The following is a 15,587-nucleotide window of genomic DNA, read 5'->3' as shown; positions in this document are numbered from 1 at the left end:
ATGTATGCCAGCAAAAGTAGTGGTAATAGGCAGCTTGAACATGGACCTGGTCACCCGCGCCAGTCGGTTGCCGCGTGCCGGTGAAACCCTGATCGGCCAAACGTTCTCTACCGTCCCCGGCGGCAAGGGCGCCAACCAGGCAGTGGCTGCTGCGCGTCTGGGCGCTGATGTGGCGATGGTCGGCTGTGTCGGCACTGATGCCTACGGCGCCCAATTGCGTGATGCGCTGGTGGTGGAGGACATTGATTGTCAGGCCGTGAGCACGGTAGACGGCTCCAGCGGCGTGGCGTTGATTGTGGTGGATGACAGCAGCCAGAACGCAATTGTGATCGTGGCCGGCGGCAACGGTGCGCTGACGCCAGCCTCGTTGCAACGGGCTGACGCAGTGTTGCAGGCCGCCGATGTCATCGTCTGCCAGCTGGAATCGCCGATGGACACGGTAGGCCAGGCCCTCAAGCGCGGACGTGAACTGGGCAAGACGGTGATCCTCAATCCGGCACCCGCCAGCGGCCCTTTGCCGGCCGAATGGTATGCCTCGATTGACTACCTGATTCCCAATGAAAGTGAAGCCGCCGCCTTGAGCGGCGTGACGCTCGACTCTCTCGACAGTGCCAAGGTCGCTGCGACGCAGTTGATCAAGGCAGGCGCGGGCAAGGTCATCATTACCCTCGGTGCCCAGGGCGCATTGTTTGCCGATGGCCAAGGCTTTGAGCATCTGGTGGCGCCCAAGGTCAAGGCGGTGGACACCACGGCGGCGGGCGACACCTTTGTCGGCGGGTTTGCCGCCGCGCTCGCCAATGGCAAGAGCGAAGCCGAGGCCATCCGCTTTGGTCAGGTGGCCGCAGCGCTATCTGTGACTCGCGCCGGTGCGCAACCCTCTATTCCCACGCTGCACGACGTTCAAGGTTTTGTGCCCTTATGAAAAAGACACCGCTGCTCAATATTGCCCTGTCGCGTGTCATTGCGTCTCTCGGTCACGGTGACGTCCTGGTGATCGGCGATGCCGGCTTGCCCGTGCCGCCGGGTGTCGAGCTGATCGACCTGGCGCTGACCCAAGGTATTCCTGACTTCATCAGCACCCTGCGCATTGTGCTCAGCGAGATGCAGGTGGAAAGCCACGTGCTGGCCGAAGAAATCCTGCTCAAGCAACCGCCTGCACTCACTGCGCTCAACACCCTGACCGAGCAGGCAGCCCTGGGCGAGCGACGCCTGGTCAGCCACGAAGAATTCAAGCAACTGAGCCGCAAGGCTCGCGCCGTCGTGCGCACCGGCGAGTGCCAGCCTTATTGCAATATCGCGCTGGTGTCCGGCGTAACTTTCTAGAGATTTCCTACGACAAGGAGTGTTTCATGCAACGTGGTCTTCCATCCCTGAAAAACCTGTTTCGGAGTGTCCTGCTTTTGTCCGCGCTCACAGCAGCCAGCGCCCACGCGGCGGAAAAAATCGACCTGATCATCGACACCGACCCGGGTGCTGACGATGTAGTGGCCTTGCTGTTTGCAATGGCCTCTCCACAGGAATTGAATATTCGTGCGCTGACCACCGTCGCCGGTAACGTGCGCCTCGACAAAACCTCCCGCAATGCGCGCCTGGCCCGCGAATGGGCGGGGCGTGAGGATATTCCAGTGTACGCAGGGGCGCCAAAACCGATGCTGCGCACGCCGATCTACGCCGAGAATATTCACGGTAAAGAGGGTATTTCGGGCGTTACCGTGCACGAGCCGAAAAAAGGCCTGGCCGAAGGCAATGCCGTTGATTACCTGATCAAAACCCTGAGCACCGCCAAGCCCCACAGCATCACTATCGCCATGCTCGGCCCACAGACCAACCTGGCGCTGGCGTTGACCCAGGCTCCGGAAATCACCCAAGGCATCAAGGAAGTGGTGGTGATGGGCGGTGCGCACTTCAACGGCGGCAATATCACGCCAGTGGCCGAATTCAACTTGTTTGCCGACCCTATCGCGGCTGAGGTCGTGCTCAAAAGCGGCGTCAAGTTGACTTACCTGCCACTGGACGTCACCCACAAGGTGTTGACCAGTGAGGCGCGCCTCAAGCAAATCGCCGATATCAACAACAACGCGAGCAAAGTCGTCGGCGATATTCTGAATGAATACGTCAAAGGCGACATGGAGCACTACGGCATTCCAGGCGGCCCGGTTCACGATGCCACCGTTATTGCCTACCTGCTCAAACCTGAGCTGTTCAGCGGCCGTGAAGTCAATGTGGTGGTGGACAGCCGTGAAGGCCCGACCTTCGGCCAGACCATTGTCGATTGGTACGATGGCCTGAAGCAGCCGAAGAATGCCTTCTGGGTCGAGAACGGCGATGCTCAGGGCTTCTTCGATCTGCTGACCGAGCGTCTGGCGCGTCTGAAGTAATGTGTGTGCCGGTCGGCGTTCGTCGGCCGGTTCTTATTCGCGCTCGGGGTTGTGTGCGCCCATGTGATCGGCCGGGTATTTTTCGAATACCTGGCCGATGAAGGCCTGTGCAGCCTGAGTGCCGAGTTCCTTGACCAGCAGGTCGATTCCGATGATTGCCAACTCCTCCGGGCTTCCGGGGCTGTAGGAGCTTTGTCCTTGGGGCCACTTGGCTTTGATGTCGGCTTGGAGGGTAACAGTGGTCATGGGTGTCTCGCGGGGTTGAAAGTACTGGGCAGTGCGCTAAAACGCGGCTTTTACCGGCGCAGTTAACCATTTTTGGGTAGCGTTTGGCACTGCTACTTAGGCATGAGGCATGTGCTGTGCGACACTGTGGCCCTGTTTAATTGCCGGGGAACGCCAGGTGCAGATCGATTTGAACAACCCCGAGAACCTGACGCTGGAGGCTGTTCGTCAGTTGCTGGCCAGCGCCAGCGATGACCAGCATACCCAGCTGCGGGTGACCAAGGCCGGGATTGCCTACATCTCGTCAGGCGTGGTGGGCGGCACTGATATCGCCGGCTTGCTGTTTCGCCTTGAGACCTGGGCCAAAGGCTCCGGTTATGTCGGTAACGTAGCGGCCAGTGATGAAGTCTGGGTCATGCAGATATTCAACGCGCTCAAGCAGAACTGGCCGAAGCCGCCGTTCGACTACATCGACATCTACTGAATACATTCATATCTGGTGACGATTGACCGAGCGAATGCTCGGCCTGAGTCAGGCAGACTTGCCTGCGGGCGATTCACGTCTTGAAACCAATCCCCCAGATCGCTGTCGCACGATCTCTGTCCATTTTTATCATAGGAGGCTTCATGCCTTGGAAGCTCGCATCATTCGGTACTTTGTTGGCAGCATTCGCGTTGGCGGGTTGCAGCACCCCGGGTACCTCTGAGCCAGCCAAAGACGCCGCCGTGGCCGATGCCGGTCATAGCCGCTGTGAGGCGAAGGCCGCCGAGTTCGCGATCGGCCAGAAAGCCTCGCCCCAGTTGCTGGAGCAGGCGCGTACACGTGCCGGTGCGCAGAACGCACGTATCCTCAAGCCTAATGACATGATCACCCTGGAATACCGCTCCGACCGCCTGAACCTGAACACCGATGACAATCTGGTGATCACGCGAGTCAACTGCGGCTAAGAACCTCGGCACTTTTGTAGCTCCCATAAAAAACCCCGTCACATGGACGGGGTTTTTTTTAGCTCAGCGGAGAATTACTCGCCGCGAACCTGTGCAGCTTGCATACCCTTTTGGCCTTTCTCAGCCACGAAGGAAACGGTTTGGCCTTCTTTCAGGCTTTTGAAACCGTCGCTTTCGATAGCTTTGAAGTGTACGAACAGGTCGTCACCGCCACCTTGAGGAGTGATGAAGCCGAAGCCTTTTTCATCGTTGAACCATTTAACGGTGCCGGTTTGGCGATTAGACATGGTGTATCTCCAAGAAACATATATTTTCAGTAGTGCTGTGCTGCTCAGGCCAACTGGGCACACTTGGCTATCATAGTCGAAATGTTCGACTTGGGAGCCCCCCCAAGGCATTGTTTGCTAATCAATAGCGTTGCATTTGCTGTCTGGGCTGGCTGAAAGCCCCGATTTACGGGGCTTTGGTGCGAAATATCAGCTGTTAAAAAAAGCCGTAAAAGCTGCGTAATTTGTGCGAAATGGCAGTTTTCAGGCTGTTTTTTCAGCGCGACGGCCGTCTGATCAGTGGTCGTTCTGATTATTTCTTCACGACTTTGCAGGACGAAATAGCCGCGACAGCTTTGTTCTTAAGCGCCGGATCTGCGTTCTGGTTGGTCATGAGCTCCTTGATCTCTGCAGTGCTCAATTCGGCGTTGATCTTGTCAGCGCCACATTCGCAATGGTCTTTGGCAGTTTTGGCGTCCACGCTTTGCTGGGCTGCCGAGCTGCAATCTTTGATGAAGTTGTCGCGAGCGCCGGTTGGCCAGTTCGATGGGGCGGCTGCCTGGGCGCCGAGCGACAGGAAGGCCAGGGAAGCAGCGAGAGCGAGGGTCGAGGTGAAACGCATCATGTGGATGCTCCTTTGGGTCGAGGACGAACAGCGATTCTCGGTGTGTTTGAGGCATGGCGTACAGCTCAAGTTCACTTTTGCACCTATAAAGCCTCGAATTTGTCTTTCAGAAAGGCGGCGCCAGCACGATGACCGTTCATCTGTGCTAGCATCCTCGGCCTGGCTATTTCCAGGCGTGCCAAGTTGCCGCCTTGCCATGTTCTTTTTAGCTCACTCCAGTCACTCTGGTTCGATTATCGGTTGGCCGAAAGGCTCCTGCCGCTGTAAGGCAGGCGTTCATCATTGAACGGCCTGGTGTTGGATCTTGTACTGGCTCATCCCAACCCACGTGACCTTTGGTAGGGGTCACCACTAGGAGAGGAGGCGCCATGCCAACTATTACTCTTCCCGACGGCAGTCAACGTTCATTCGATCATTCGGTATCCGTAGCCGAGGTCGCCGCTTCTATCGGTGCAGGCCTGGCCAAGGCCACCGTAGCCGGCAAAGTCGACGGCAAGCTGGTTGACGCCAGCGACCTGATCACCAGCGACGCCAGCCTGCAAATCATCACGCCCAAGGATCAAGAGGGGCTGGAGATCATTCGCCACTCTTGCGCGCACTTGATCGGCCATGCGGTTAAACAGCTGTACCCCACGGCAAAAATGGTGATCGGTCCGGTTATCGATGAAGGCTTCTATTACGATATCGCCTACGAGCGTCCTTTCACTCCGGACGACCTGGCCGCTATCGAAGCGCGCATGCACGCGCTGATCGAAAAAGATTACGACGTAATCAAGAAGGTCACGCCGCGCGCCGAGGTGATCGACGTGTTCACCGCGCGTGGCGAAGACTACAAGCTGCGTCTGGTGGAAGACATGCCGGACGAGCAGGCCATGGGCCTGTACTACCACGAAGAATACGTCGACATGTGCCGTGGCCCGCACGTGCCGAATACGCGCTTCCTCAAGTCGTTCAAGCTGACCAAGCTGTCCGGCGCTTACTGGCGCGGCGATGCAAAGAACGAGCAACTGCAGCGTATCTACGGCACGGCCTGGGCTGACAAAAAGCAGCTGGCGGCCTACATCCAGCGCATTGAAGAAGCCGAAAAACGCGACCACCGCAAGATCGGCAAGCGCCTGAACCTGTTCCACCTTCAGGAAGAAGCGCCTGGGATGGTGTTCTGGCACCCGAACGGTTGGACCCTGTACCAGGTGCTCGAGCAGTACATGCGCAAGGTTCAGCGCGAAAACGGCTACCTGGAGATCAAGACTCCGCAGGTCGTTGACCGCAGCCTCTGGGAAAAATCCGGGCACTGGGCCAACTACGCCGACAACATGTTCACCACTCAGTCGGAAAACCGCGACTACGCCATCAAGCCGATGAACTGCCCATGCCACGTGCAGGTGTTCAACCAGGGCCTGAAAAGCTACCGCGAGTTGCCGATGCGTCTGGCCGAGTTTGGTGCCTGCCACCGTAACGAGCCATCGGGTGCGCTGCACGGCATTATGCGCGTGCGCGGTTTTACTCAGGACGACGCCCACATCTTCTGCACCGAAGAGCAGATGCAGGCTGAATCCGCCGCGTTCATCAAACTGACCATGGACGTTTATCGCGATTTCGGCTTCACCGAAGTCGAAATGAAGCTGTCCACTCGTCCGGAAAAACGCGTCGGCTCCGACGAACTGTGGGATCGCGCCGAAGCTGCACTGGCCGCAGCCCTAGACAGCGCGGGCCTTGCGTACGATCTGCAGCCGGGTGAGGGCGCCTTCTACGGTCCGAAAATCGAGTTCTCGCTGAAAGATTGTCTTGGTCGTGTCTGGCAATGTGGTACTTTGCAGCTCGATTTTAACCTGCCGATCCGTTTGGGAGCCGAATACGTCTCCGAAGACAACAGCCGGAAACACCCGGTTATGTTGCACCGAGCGATCCTTGGTTCGTTCGAACGGTTTGTCGGAATCCTGATCGAGCACTACGAGGGTGCGTTCCCTGCGTGGCTTGCTCCGACCCAGGCAGTGATCATGAATATCACTGATAAACAGGCAGATTTTGCGGCTGAAGTTGAAAAAACTCTCAACGAAAGCGGATTTCGTGCCAAGTCCGACTTGAGAAATGAAAAGATCGGCTTTAAAATCCGCGAGCATACTTTGCTCAAGGTTCCCTATCTTTTGGTTATCGGAGATCGGGAAGTCGAGATGCAGACTGTCGCTGTGCGTACTCGTGAAGGTGCTGACCTGGGCTCGATGCCCGTCGCCCAGTTCGCTGAGTTCCTCGCGCAAGCGGTTTCCCGGCGTGGTCGCCCAGATTCGGAGTAATTATTATTAAGCGTGAAATGAGACAAGATAAACGAGCTGCACCGAAAGCCCCGATCAACGAGAATATCTCGGCACGCGAGGTTCGGTTAATTGGCGCTGACGGCGAGCAGATTGGCATCGTCTCGATTGATGAAGCGCTTCGTATTGCTGAAGAGTCCAAATTGGACCTGGTGGAAATCTCCGCCGATGCAATCCCACCCGTTTGCCGGGTGATGGACTACGGCAAGTCGATCTTCGAGAAGAAGAAGCAGGTTGCCGCAGCGAAGAAGAACCAGAAGCAGATTCAAGTAAAAGAAATCAAGTTTCGTCCAGGGACGGAGGAAGGGGATTACCAGGTAAAACTGCGCAACCTGGTACGTTTCCTGAGTGATGGGGACAGGGCCAAGGTATCCTTGCGATTCCGCGGCCGTGAGATGGCCCACCAGGAGCTGGGGATGGAACTCCTCAAGCGGGTTGAAGCTGACCTGCTGGAGTACGGTTCCGTCGAGCAGCATCCTAAGATGGAAGGACGCCAGCTGATTATGGTCATCGCCCCGAAAAAGAAGAAGTAATCAACAGGGCACGGCAGGCCTTCTGATTATGTTTATCAACTGAATGCGGAGTATCCGAACATGCCAAAGATGAAGACTAAAAGTGGTGCTGCTAAGCGGTTTCTGAAAACTGCTAACGGTATCAAGCACAAGCACGCTTTCAAGAGCCACATCCTGACCAAAATGTCGACCAAGCGTAAGCGTCAACTGCGCGGTAGCAGCTTGCTGCATCCGTCTGACGTGGCAAAAGTCGAGCGCATGCTGCGCCTTCGTTAATTTTTGGATCAAGACTAGAGGAAGTAACTCATGGCTCGTGTAAAGCGTGGCGTCATTGCCCGTAAACGTCACAAAAAAATTCTGAAACTCGCTAAAGGCTACTACGGCGCACGCTCACGCGTATTCCGTGTTGCCAAGCAAGCGGTAATCAAGGCAGGCCAATACGCCTACCGTGACCGTCGTCAGAAAAAACGTCAGTTCCGCGCTCTGTGGATCGCTCGTATCAATGCTGGTGCTCGTGTTAACGGTCTGTCCTACAGCCGTTTCATCGCTGGCCTGAAAAAAGCGTCCATCGAAATCGACCGTAAGGTTCTGGCTGAACTGGCCGTGAACGATAAAGCGGTGTTTGCTGCGATTGTCGAGAAAGCTAAAGCCACCTTGGCTTAAGTACCCCCGACAGTCACCCTGGGCTGCTCCTGCAGCTCAAGGTGGTAAACGTCATAAATAGGGGAAGAGCCTTCAAGCTCTTCCCCTATTTTGTATCTGGAGTCTGTACATGGAAAACCTGGACGCGCTCGTCGCTCAAGCCCTTGAGGCTGTGCAAAGCGCTGAAGATGTAAATGCCCTGGAGCAAATCCGGGTTCACTACCTTGGCAAGAAAGGTGAATTGACTCAGGTGATGAAGACCCTGGGGAATTTGCCGGCTGAAGAGCGTCCGCAAGTCGGTGCGCTGATCAACGTTGCCAAGGAGCGTGTCACAGAGGTTCTCAATGCGCGCAAGGCGTCGCTCGAGGAGGCCGATCTTGCGGCCAAACTCGCCGCCGAGTCCATTGACGTGACCCTGCCTGGCCGTGGCCAGGCCTCGGGCGGTCTGCATCCGATCACCCGGACTCTGGAGCGTATCGAGCAGTTCTTTACCCACATCGGCTACGGCATTGCCGAAGGCCCTGAGGTCGAAGACGACTATCACAACTTCGAGGCGCTCAACATCCCAGGCCATCACCCGGCCCGGTCGATGCACGACACCTTCTATTTCAACGCGAACATGCTGTTGCGCACCCATACCTCGCCGGTACAGGTCCGCACCATGGAAGCGACCAAGCCGCCGATCCGCATCGTCTGCCCAGGCCGTGTGTACCGTAGCGACTCGGATATCACCCACTCGCCGATGTTCCACCAGGTCGAAGGCCTGCTGGTTGATCGCGACATCAATTTCGCCGATCTCAAAGGCACCATCGAAGAATTCCTGCGGGTGTTCTTCGAAAAAGAGCTGGCGGTGCGATTCCGTCCTTCGTTCTTCCCGTTCACCGAGCCGTCCGCTGAAGTCGACATGGAATGCGTGATGTGCAGCGGCAAAGGCTGCCGCGTCTGCAAACAGACCGGTTGGCTGGAAGTGATGGGCTGCGGCATGGTTCACCCTAACGTGCTGCGCATGTCCGGGATCGACCCGGAAGAGTTCTCGGGCTTTGCCTTCGGCATGGGCGTTGAGCGCCTGGCCATGCTGCGTTACGGCGTGAACGACTTGCGTCTGTTCTTCGACAACGACTTGCGGTTCCTCGCGCAATTTCGCTAGTCGTAACGAATCTTTAGGAGAGCAGGATGAAATTCAGTGAACAATGGCTGCGTGGCTGGGTAAGCCCGCAGGTAGATCGCGACGAGCTGGTTGCTCGTCTGTCGATGGCCGGTCTTGAGGTCGATAGCGTCACGCCGGCCGCCGGTGTTTTCAGCGGCGTCGTGGTGGGCGAGGTGCTGAGCACCGAGCAGCACCCGGATGCCGACAAATTGCGTGTGTGCCAGGTCAGTGACGGCGCGCAGACGTTTCAGGTCGTGTGCGGAGCGCCTAACGTGCGCCCGGGCCTGAAGATTCCGTTTGCCATGATCGGCGCCGAACTGCCGGGTGACTTCAAGATCAAGAAAGCCAAGCTGCGTGGCGTTGAATCCAACGGCATGCTGTGCTCCCAGGCTGAACTGCAAGTGGGCGAAGGCAACGACGGCCTGATGGAACTGCCGGCCGACGCGCCAGTGGGCCAGGACATCCGCGTTTACCTGGAACTCGAAGACGCCAGCATCGAGGTCGACCTGACCCCGAACCGTGGCGACTGCCTGTCCCTGGCCGGTCTGGCACGTGAAGTGGGTGCGTTGTATAACGTCCCGGTTACTCGTCCAGTGGTTGCCGCCGTGCCCGCTGTGCACGATGAAGTGCGCCCGATCGAGGTCTTGGCTCCCAACGCTTGCCCGCGTTACCTGGGCCGTGTGATCCGCAACGTCGACCTGTCCAAGCCAACCCCGCTGTGGATGGTTGAGCGCCTGCGCCGCGCCGACGTGCGCAGCATCGACGCTGCCGTCGACATCACCAACTACGTGATGCTGGAGCTGGGACAACCGTTGCACGCGTTCGATCTCGCCGAAATCAACGGCGGCATTCGCGTCCGCATGGCCGAAGAAGGCGAGAAACTGGTCTTGCTCGACGGCCAGGAAGTGGCCCTGCGCGCCGATACCCTGGTGATCGCCGATCATTCCCGCGCCCTGGCCATTGCCGGCGTTATGGGTGGCGAGCACAGCGGCGTGTTCGCGACCACGCGTGATATTTTCCTTGAAAGTGCGTTCTTTGATCAGATCGCCATCGCTGGCAAAGCCCGTTCCTACGGCCTGCACACCGATGCCTCGCACCGCTATGAGCGTGGTGTGGACTGGAAGCTGGCCCGTGAAGCCATGGAGCGCGCCACTGGCCTGCTGCTGGAAATCACCGGCGGCGAAGCTGGCCCGATCACTGAAACCGTGAGCGAGCAGCACCTGCCATCCGTTGCACCGATCACCTTGCGCGCCAAGAGCGTCGAGCAAATGCTCGGCCTGGTAATCGAGCCGGCTCAGATCGAGCAACTGCTGTCGGCCCTCGGCCTGAGCATTTCCGCGGGCGCGGAAGGGCAGTGGCACGTCGAAGTACCAAGCCATCGCTTCGATATCAGCCTGGAAGTCGACCTGATCGAAGAACTGGCCCGCCTGTATGGCTACAACCGCCTGCCGGTTCGCTATCCGCAAGCACGCCTGGCGCCGCAGCCTAAAGCTGAGGCCCGTGCGCACCTGCCGGAGTTGCGTCGCCTGCTGGTCGCTCGTGGCTACCAGGAAGCGGTGACCTACAGCTTCATCGATCCTAAACAGTTCGAGCTGTTCAACCCGGGCGTCGAGCCACTGCTGTTGGCTAACCCGATCTCGAACGACATGGCGGCCATGCGTTCGTCGTTGTGGCCGGGCCTGGTAAAGGCACTGTCCCACAACCTTAATCGTCAGCAAGACCGCGTGCGCATGTTCGAAAGCGGTCTGCGTTTTGTCGGCCAACTCGACGGCCTGAAACAAGAACCGATGCTGGCTGGCGTGGTGTGCGGCAGCCGCCTGCCTGAGGGCTGGGCCCAAGGCCGCGACGCCGTGGACTTCTTCGACGTCAAGGCTGACGTGGAAGCGGTATTGGGCTTTGCCGGCGCGCTTGACGATTTCACGTTCGTGCCGGGAAGCCACCCAGCGTTGCACCCAGGCCAGACTGCGCGTATCGAACGCGAAGGGCGCCTGGTGGGCTACGTAGGTGCCATCCACCCGGAGTTGTCGAAAACCCTCGGCCTGGACCGTCCGGTATTCGTTTTTGAGCTAGTCTTGGCGGAAGTTGCGTCGGGCAAGATGCCTAAATTCAGCGAGTTGTCGCGCTTCCCTGAAGTGCGTCGTGACCTGGCCCTGATCGCCGATCGCGAAGTCGCCGCCACTGCCGTTCTGGATGTAATCCGTGAAAATGCAGGGGAATGGCTGACAGACCTCAGGCTATTTGACGTCTATCAGGGTAAAGGCATTGATCCGCATAGAAAAAGCCTTGCAGTTGGCTTGACCTGGCAGCATCCATCGCGCACTCTTAATGACGATGAGGTGAATACCACGACACAAAATATCCTCACCTCGCTTGAACAAAGGTTGAACGCCACGTTAAGGAAGTGACGTATGGGGGCTTTGACGAAAGCTGAGATGGCGGAACGTCTGTACGAAGAGCTGGGTCTGAACAAACGCGAAGCCAAGGAATTGGTCGAGCTGTTTTTTGAAGAAATCAGGCACGCTCTGGAAGACAACGAACAGGTCAAATTGTCCGGTTTCGGCAATTTTGACCTGCGGGACAAACGCCAGCGGCCTGGCCGCAATCCAAAAACGGGAGAAGAAATCCCGATCACGGCTCGCCGTGTGGTCACCTTTCGTCCAGGGCAGAAGTTGAAGGCCCGAGTTGAGGCTTATGCTGGAACCAAGTCATAACGACGAACTACCCGTCATCCCAGGCAAACGCTACTTCACCATTGGTGAAGTCAGCGAGCTTTGTGCGGTCAAGCCGCACGTGCTGCGCTATTGGGAGCAGGAGTTTCCTCAACTCAACCCCGTCAAACGCACCGGGAACCGTCGGTATTATCAGCGCCAGGATGTGCTGATGATCCGACAGATCCGCGCGTTGCTGTACGATCAGGGGTTCACCATCAGTGGCGCGCGCCAGCGCATGTCCGGTGATGAAGCCAAAGACGACACCACCCAATACAAGCAACTGATCCGCCAGATGATCTCCGAACTCGAAGATGTGCTGGTGGTTTTGAAGAAATAACGTCGGCTTTTAAAATACTTCCACATTTCAAAAGCTTGCGGTATATTCCGGATCGCTTCGTAGCGAAGCGAACCCAGTAACACGCCTAGTCGGGGCGTAGCGCAGTCCGGTAGCGCACTAGCATGGGGTGCTAGGGGTCGAGTGTTCGAATCACTCCGTCCCGACCATATTTTTCAATGACTTAGCCGAACTCTAACCAGTTCGGCTTTTTCATGCGTAGGGACTTTTGCGGGGGATCAGCCCGATTTCCTTCTCAAGATAGTCAGCGCTGGCCCCCTAGAGTCAGTTGCCGACACTTTGTTCGCAGCCTCAATCAGGTGCTGCAGCTCCGGGTAGAATAGTGGCTCGTAATGCTGCCGTTCTTGTTCCCCAACAATGCTTTCCGATCTTCCTCTGTCACACCTGCTGCACGTAGCCTTCTGCCAAAGGTGTGCTTCAGATCGTGAATCCGAAATGACCTGAACCCTGGATGCGCCGGCGACTGGTTGGCTACCTCCCACTTGTCCGCCGCGCGCTTCCTGGCCTTCCTCCAGGCGGAGTCGTTCATTCTGTCCATGGTAGTGGCCCCATATTGATCTGGCTGTCCGTAGGGGAACACCAAGTCTTTATGCAGGCCGCGCTGCTTGTCGATGATATTCATCGCCACTCTATTCAAGATCACCAGGCGTTCATCGCCGTTCTTTACCCAGCTTTATCACTTCGCCCACCGAATCCGGCAGGTATCAAAAACACGCTGGTGTTCAGATCCGGCACCCGTATTTCCCACTCCCATCGTAACTTGCACACTTCCTGTTCCCGGCACCCCGTGTTCACCTTATAGAGGGCCATCCTCAACAGGTGATCCGGCAGTTCAGGGAACAGAATCGTCTGCTCTTCCCAGGACATCGGGTAGGGTTTCCGGGCAGACCTCTTTTCCTCAAGCATCGATATCATCGGTACGCTCTCCAGCCACGGCCGCTTTTCAGCATCGCGCCATTTGCGGTGGCATAGGTTCAAAATCCTGACGACGCGCTGCAGTAGGGCGCATGGAAGGGAAGATCGAATCCCTCACAAGCCAGGTCGCGCAGGTCATGGCAACGGTCATCTCGCAGAGCGAAGAGATCGCCCGACTGCGAATCAAGCTGGGAGGCATCAACTGATGGACAGATGCGCAATCAACTTCATCGCCCGCCATTGGTGGCGGCGCGCCGAAGTATGGGTCATTGCGATCCTGCTGGTGTTCGGCGGGCTGACACTTGGCTACCAAGCCGGCGTGTGGTCCGCCAGTAGCGAGCAGACCAAACAGCTTGCCGAGGTTCGCGCCGCTTACGACGTCGCCCTGGGCAAGCGCGACCTGCGACTGACTACCCTGGCCGAGAAGACCCAGGACGCTGCAGTGAAGGTGCAAGACGCTTCACGCTCCGCAGTCCAGGTGGCTGATACCGCTAGCAAGGCGGCCGAGAAGGTCAGCGAAGCGGTAGAGCGGCAGGCGCCGTAATCCGCGCCACGTTTTCGAATGCGCCAAATCGTGGCGCGCAATCATGAGGAATCCCCCATGGATAACCAGCACAAGAAAATCACCGGCTACCGCGACCTGAGTCAGTCCGAGATCGACGGCATGAACTCGATCAAAGCTCTGGAAGCCGACGCCGGCGAGCTGTTCAAGCAGATCGGCCAGATTGAAGGCGTTGACCCGCGACTGTTAGCGTTGGCAAAGTCCAATCTGCAGCAGGGTTTCATGTGGTTTGTGCGCTCGATCGCGAAACCTGCCGATCCGTTCAGCTGAAGAGCAATGTAACCCGCCTGCGCCACGCGCTGCCGATGAGCCAGGACATCACAAGGCACTGACCGACCTGGATGTGGCCATCGCCAAGGCGGTCGACGCTGCTCGGGTCGCCGGAATCCCTCAAGGGCTGATCGTCGCGGAGCTGCATGGGCACGCACACGTACAAACCCACATCATGGTGAGTTGAATAGCCGTTAAGGAGCTGGGGTGAGATCAGGCAGTTAACGTTTTATCCCCATGCAAGCATCCAATGAGTCTTTGCTCCGTTCCAGCGCCGCCAGTGTCTCTTTGCGCTGCTCTCCTCGAGTCGAGAATACATCCAGTGCCGATATAGCGAGTTTGCTCTCCAGTCTTGAAATATCTTGCCTGTAGGGTTCGCAGCGTTTATCAGATGCCGTGAGTGCTTTGTAGGTTTCAGCTTCTGCCTTAGAGTTCAAAGCGCCCCGATTGATGGAGGCGAGTTGTTTATCGAACTCTTCGAGACGAACCTCTTTCGTGGCGAGATCGATTCGGCTTTGGAGCAGTGAATCGTTGAGCTGCTTGTTTTCGAGGTGAGCTGACTCAAGGTCCTTTCTCACCTCCGCCAACGTGTCAGTCAGGTGTTTGACGTCGCTTCTAAGTTGACTTCGTTCATCTACGACATTGATCGCAAAAATTAACAGCACTGTGAAGCTTGCAAACCACGTCCCGTCCTTTAGCAAGCTAAGAAGTTTGAATCTTGGGGGCTTAGGTTCTTGATGGCTCAGGTCTTTCATTTCATTAAGCTCTAGGTCGTTCGTTACGCACGAGAACCTACCATCTCAAAGACGTTATGGGGGAGTCGTGAAAAGGCCGATGCCTGCTGCTTCGTTGCTCGATCCCTTAGATTTTGTCTTCTCACAATATTCGCCTGACCCCAGCTCCAGAGGTGTGGGACTGGCTCCAAGCCGAGATCCTTGCCGACACCGGTAGCATTCACAACGAAGACCATGCCCACCTATTGGATGCAGACATCCGGGTGATGTGGGCGTCATCGAGCTTCGAGAAGCAGGGCAGAACAGTTCTTGGCCAGGCCGAACAAGTAGCGTTCCGCGCCGGCGGTTGGCAGAAAGCCCGGATGGAGCAACAGATGCGTGATTGGTTCGCCGAGCAGGCCGGCCTGCACAAGGATGATTTGGCCGCAATAGCTAAAGCCGCCAGCGCGCAAGCCCGCGCAGAACAGAACAAGCGCCTGGCCATCGAGCAGGATCTCGCGGCCCAGGACCAACAACACACCCGAGAACTATCCGATGCTCAACGCAACCAGGCCCTTTTGCGCGATCGCCTTGCCACTGCTGATGTGCGGCTGTCAGTCCTCCTTGCCGACGACCCAGCCAGTGGCTGCAACGTGCCTACCGCCGCCGGCACCGTCGGCGTGGTTCAGGCAGCCCGTCGAGCCCAACTTGACCCAGCGCATGTTCAAAGAATTATCGGCATCACCGACGCCGGCGACCAAGGATTGATCGCGCTGCGGGCCTGTCAGGGTTATGTGAAAAGCATTTTAACTTCGCACTGGAGGAGTTATTAAGTTATGGATAAGCAGTCCTTTTTGGCGCTTTTGTCTTGCTCATCGCTGCCGTCGATTTTGTGACCAGCGCATTGGGGTAGGGGTTTTCCTAACCGCTGTTTCAACATTCCTACACTTAAATAGAGGTTGTCGGATGGTTGCGATGATGTCAATGAGCCATTGTTTTGCTAGAAGCT

20 protein-coding genes, 1 tRNA gene and 2 pseudogenes are annotated in these 15,587 nt (G+C 57.3%); 18 read left to right on the top strand and 5 right to left on the bottom strand.

Annotated elements, in window-relative coordinates; genetic code table 11:
• Nucleotides 1-4: 4 nt before the first annotated feature.
• From rbsK to AB5I78_RS18835, 3 genes are read left to right on the top strand one after another with little or no spacing between them, the layout of a single operon-like run.
• Nucleotides 5-922 (top strand): ribokinase, encoded by a 918-nt coding sequence (gene rbsK / locus AB5I78_RS18845; protein ID WP_369301006.1) that lies wholly within the window; start codon nt 5-7, stop codon nt 920-922.
• Nucleotides 919-1,323 (top strand): D-ribose pyranase, encoded by a 405-nt coding sequence (gene rbsD / locus AB5I78_RS18840; protein WP_145165845.1) that lies wholly within the window; start codon nt 919-921, stop codon nt 1,321-1,323. Before rbsK ends, rbsD begins: the two co-directional genes overlap by 4 nt.
• Before the next feature lie 26 nt (nt 1,324-1,349).
• The gene (locus AB5I78_RS18835; protein WP_106580533.1) at nt 1,350-2,378 is read left to right on the top strand and encodes a nucleoside hydrolase; all 1,029 of its coding nucleotides are present in this window, start codon (nt 1,350-1,352) and stop codon (nt 2,376-2,378) included.
• Between the two features lie 33 nt (nt 2,379-2,411).
• On the opposite strand, the gene AB5I78_RS18830 is transcribed toward AB5I78_RS18835, so the two are convergent.
• Nucleotides 2,412-2,624 (bottom strand): hypothetical protein, encoded by a 213-nt coding sequence (locus AB5I78_RS18830; protein ID WP_032886978.1) that lies wholly within the window; start codon nt 2,622-2,624, stop codon nt 2,412-2,414.
• A 157-nt stretch (nt 2,625-2,781) separates the two neighbouring features.
• On the opposite strand from AB5I78_RS18830, the gene AB5I78_RS18825 reads away from it, so the two are divergent.
• Both AB5I78_RS18825 and AB5I78_RS18820 read left to right on the top strand, forming a co-directional pair.
• Nucleotides 2,782-3,087, top strand: a complete 306-nt coding sequence (locus AB5I78_RS18825) for a hypothetical protein (RefSeq protein WP_145165847.1) — start codon at nt 2,782-2,784, stop codon at nt 3,085-3,087.
• Between the two features lie 143 nt (nt 3,088-3,230).
• Nucleotides 3,231-3,551, top strand: coding sequence for an I78 family peptidase inhibitor (locus AB5I78_RS18820; protein WP_106580536.1), 321 nt, complete (start codon nt 3,231-3,233; stop codon nt 3,549-3,551).
• 74 nt (nt 3,552-3,625) lie between these two features.
• Here the strand turns inward: AB5I78_RS18820 and AB5I78_RS18815 are convergent, their stop codons facing one another.
• Both AB5I78_RS18815 and AB5I78_RS18810 read right to left on the bottom strand, forming a co-directional pair.
• Nucleotides 3,626-3,838, bottom strand: coding sequence for a cold-shock protein (locus AB5I78_RS18815; protein WP_003234260.1), 213 nt, complete (start codon nt 3,836-3,838; stop codon nt 3,626-3,628).
• A 292-nt stretch (nt 3,839-4,130) separates the two neighbouring features.
• Nucleotides 4,131-4,442, bottom strand: coding sequence for a hypothetical protein (locus AB5I78_RS18810; protein WP_106580537.1), 312 nt, complete (start codon nt 4,440-4,442; stop codon nt 4,131-4,133).
• Nucleotides 4,443-4,810: 368 nt separating this feature from the next.
• Here AB5I78_RS18810 and thrS point away from each other — a divergent pair, with 368 nt between their 5' ends.
• The 9 genes from thrS to AB5I78_RS18765 all read left to right on the top strand — a co-directional run bounded on the left by thrS (nt 4,811) and on the right by AB5I78_RS18765 (nt 12,267).
• Nucleotides 4,811-6,733, top strand: coding sequence for a threonine--tRNA ligase (thrS, locus tag AB5I78_RS18805; protein ID WP_119742672.1), 1,923 nt, complete (start codon nt 4,811-4,813; stop codon nt 6,731-6,733).
• Nucleotides 6,733-7,284: a translation initiation factor IF-3 gene (infC, locus tag AB5I78_RS18800; protein WP_015884933.1), complete on the top strand. Its 552-nt coding sequence runs from the start codon at nt 6,733-6,735 to the stop codon at nt 7,282-7,284. The genes thrS and infC overlap by 1 nt, the downstream gene beginning before the upstream one ends.
• 60 nt (nt 7,285-7,344) lie before the next feature.
• Nucleotides 7,345-7,539, top strand: a complete 195-nt coding sequence (rpmI, locus tag AB5I78_RS18795) for a 50S ribosomal protein L35 (RefSeq protein WP_002553160.1) — start codon at nt 7,345-7,347, stop codon at nt 7,537-7,539.
• 30 nt (nt 7,540-7,569) lie between these two features.
• Nucleotides 7,570-7,926 carry a 50S ribosomal protein L20 gene (rplT, locus tag AB5I78_RS18790; protein ID WP_053257052.1) on the top strand — a complete coding sequence of 119 codons (357 nt, stop codon included), beginning with the start codon at nt 7,570-7,572 and terminating at the stop codon, nt 7,924-7,926.
• Nucleotides 7,927-8,035: 109 nt separating this feature from the next.
• On the top strand, nt 8,036-9,052 hold the full coding sequence (gene pheS / locus AB5I78_RS18785; protein WP_057721572.1) for a phenylalanine--tRNA ligase subunit alpha: 1,017 nt from the start codon (nt 8,036-8,038) through the stop codon (nt 9,050-9,052).
• Between the two features lie 26 nt (nt 9,053-9,078).
• Nucleotides 9,079-11,457 carry a phenylalanine--tRNA ligase subunit beta gene (pheT, locus tag AB5I78_RS18780; RefSeq protein ID WP_369301004.1) on the top strand — a complete coding sequence of 793 codons (2,379 nt, stop codon included), beginning with the start codon at nt 9,079-9,081 and terminating at the stop codon, nt 11,455-11,457.
• A 3-nt stretch (nt 11,458-11,460) separates the two neighbouring features.
• Nucleotides 11,461-11,763 carry an integration host factor subunit alpha gene (gene ihfA, locus AB5I78_RS18775; RefSeq protein ID WP_002553164.1) on the top strand — a complete coding sequence of 101 codons (303 nt, stop codon included), beginning with the start codon at nt 11,461-11,463 and terminating at the stop codon, nt 11,761-11,763.
• Complete coding sequence (locus AB5I78_RS18770) at nt 11,744-12,100, top strand: MerR family transcriptional regulator (protein WP_003174972.1); 357 nt, start codon at nt 11,744-11,746, stop codon at nt 12,098-12,100. Before ihfA ends, AB5I78_RS18770 begins: the two co-directional genes overlap by 20 nt.
• A gap of 90 nt (nt 12,101-12,190) precedes the next feature.
• Nucleotides 12,191-12,267 (top strand) — tRNA-Pro (locus AB5I78_RS18765).
• Nucleotides 12,268-12,336: 69 nt separating this feature from the next.
• On the opposite strand, the pseudogene AB5I78_RS18760 reads toward AB5I78_RS18765, so the two are convergent.
• A pseudogene (locus tag AB5I78_RS18760) lies at nt 12,337-13,117 on the bottom strand (tyrosine-type recombinase/integrase); the annotation flags it as partial.
• On the opposite strand from AB5I78_RS18760, the pseudogene AB5I78_RS18755 reads away from it, so the two are divergent.
• The 3 genes and pseudogenes from AB5I78_RS18755 to AB5I78_RS18745 all read left to right on the top strand — a co-directional run.
• Nucleotides 13,111-13,255, top strand: a pseudogene (locus AB5I78_RS18755) (chemotaxis protein); the annotation flags it as partial. The pseudogenes AB5I78_RS18760 and AB5I78_RS18755 sit on opposite strands and share 7 nt — an antisense overlap.
• Nucleotides 13,239-13,577, top strand: coding sequence for a hypothetical protein (locus tag AB5I78_RS18750; RefSeq protein WP_369301002.1), 339 nt, complete (start codon nt 13,239-13,241; stop codon nt 13,575-13,577). The pseudogene AB5I78_RS18755 and the gene AB5I78_RS18750, both read left to right, overlap by 17 nt.
• A gap of 57 nt (nt 13,578-13,634) precedes the next feature.
• The gene (locus tag AB5I78_RS18745) at nt 13,635-13,865 is read left to right on the top strand and encodes a hypothetical protein (RefSeq protein ID WP_262210326.1); all 231 of its coding nucleotides are present in this window, start codon (nt 13,635-13,637) and stop codon (nt 13,863-13,865) included.
• 221 nt (nt 13,866-14,086) lie between these two features.
• Here AB5I78_RS18745 and AB5I78_RS18740 read toward each other — a convergent pair whose 3' ends face one another.
• On the bottom strand, nt 14,087-14,620 hold the full coding sequence (locus AB5I78_RS18740; RefSeq protein ID WP_369301001.1) for a hypothetical protein: 534 nt from the start codon (nt 14,618-14,620) through the stop codon (nt 14,087-14,089).
• Between the two features lie 152 nt (nt 14,621-14,772).
• Between AB5I78_RS18740 and AB5I78_RS18735 the strand changes: the two genes are divergently transcribed.
• Entirely contained in the window at nt 14,773-15,411 is a 639-nt protein-coding gene (locus AB5I78_RS18735; protein WP_370004786.1) for a lysis system i-spanin subunit Rz, read from the top strand.
• Nucleotides 15,412-15,587: the final 176 nt, after the last annotated feature.

The organism is Pseudomonas sp. N2-3-1-14 (genome assembly GCF_041228395.1).
Classification (GTDB): Bacteria; Pseudomonadota; Gammaproteobacteria; order Pseudomonadales; family Pseudomonadaceae; genus Aquipseudomonas.
The sequence above is the reverse complement of the archived record's forward strand: the minus strand, read 5'-3'. Positions and strand labels throughout refer to the sequence as shown.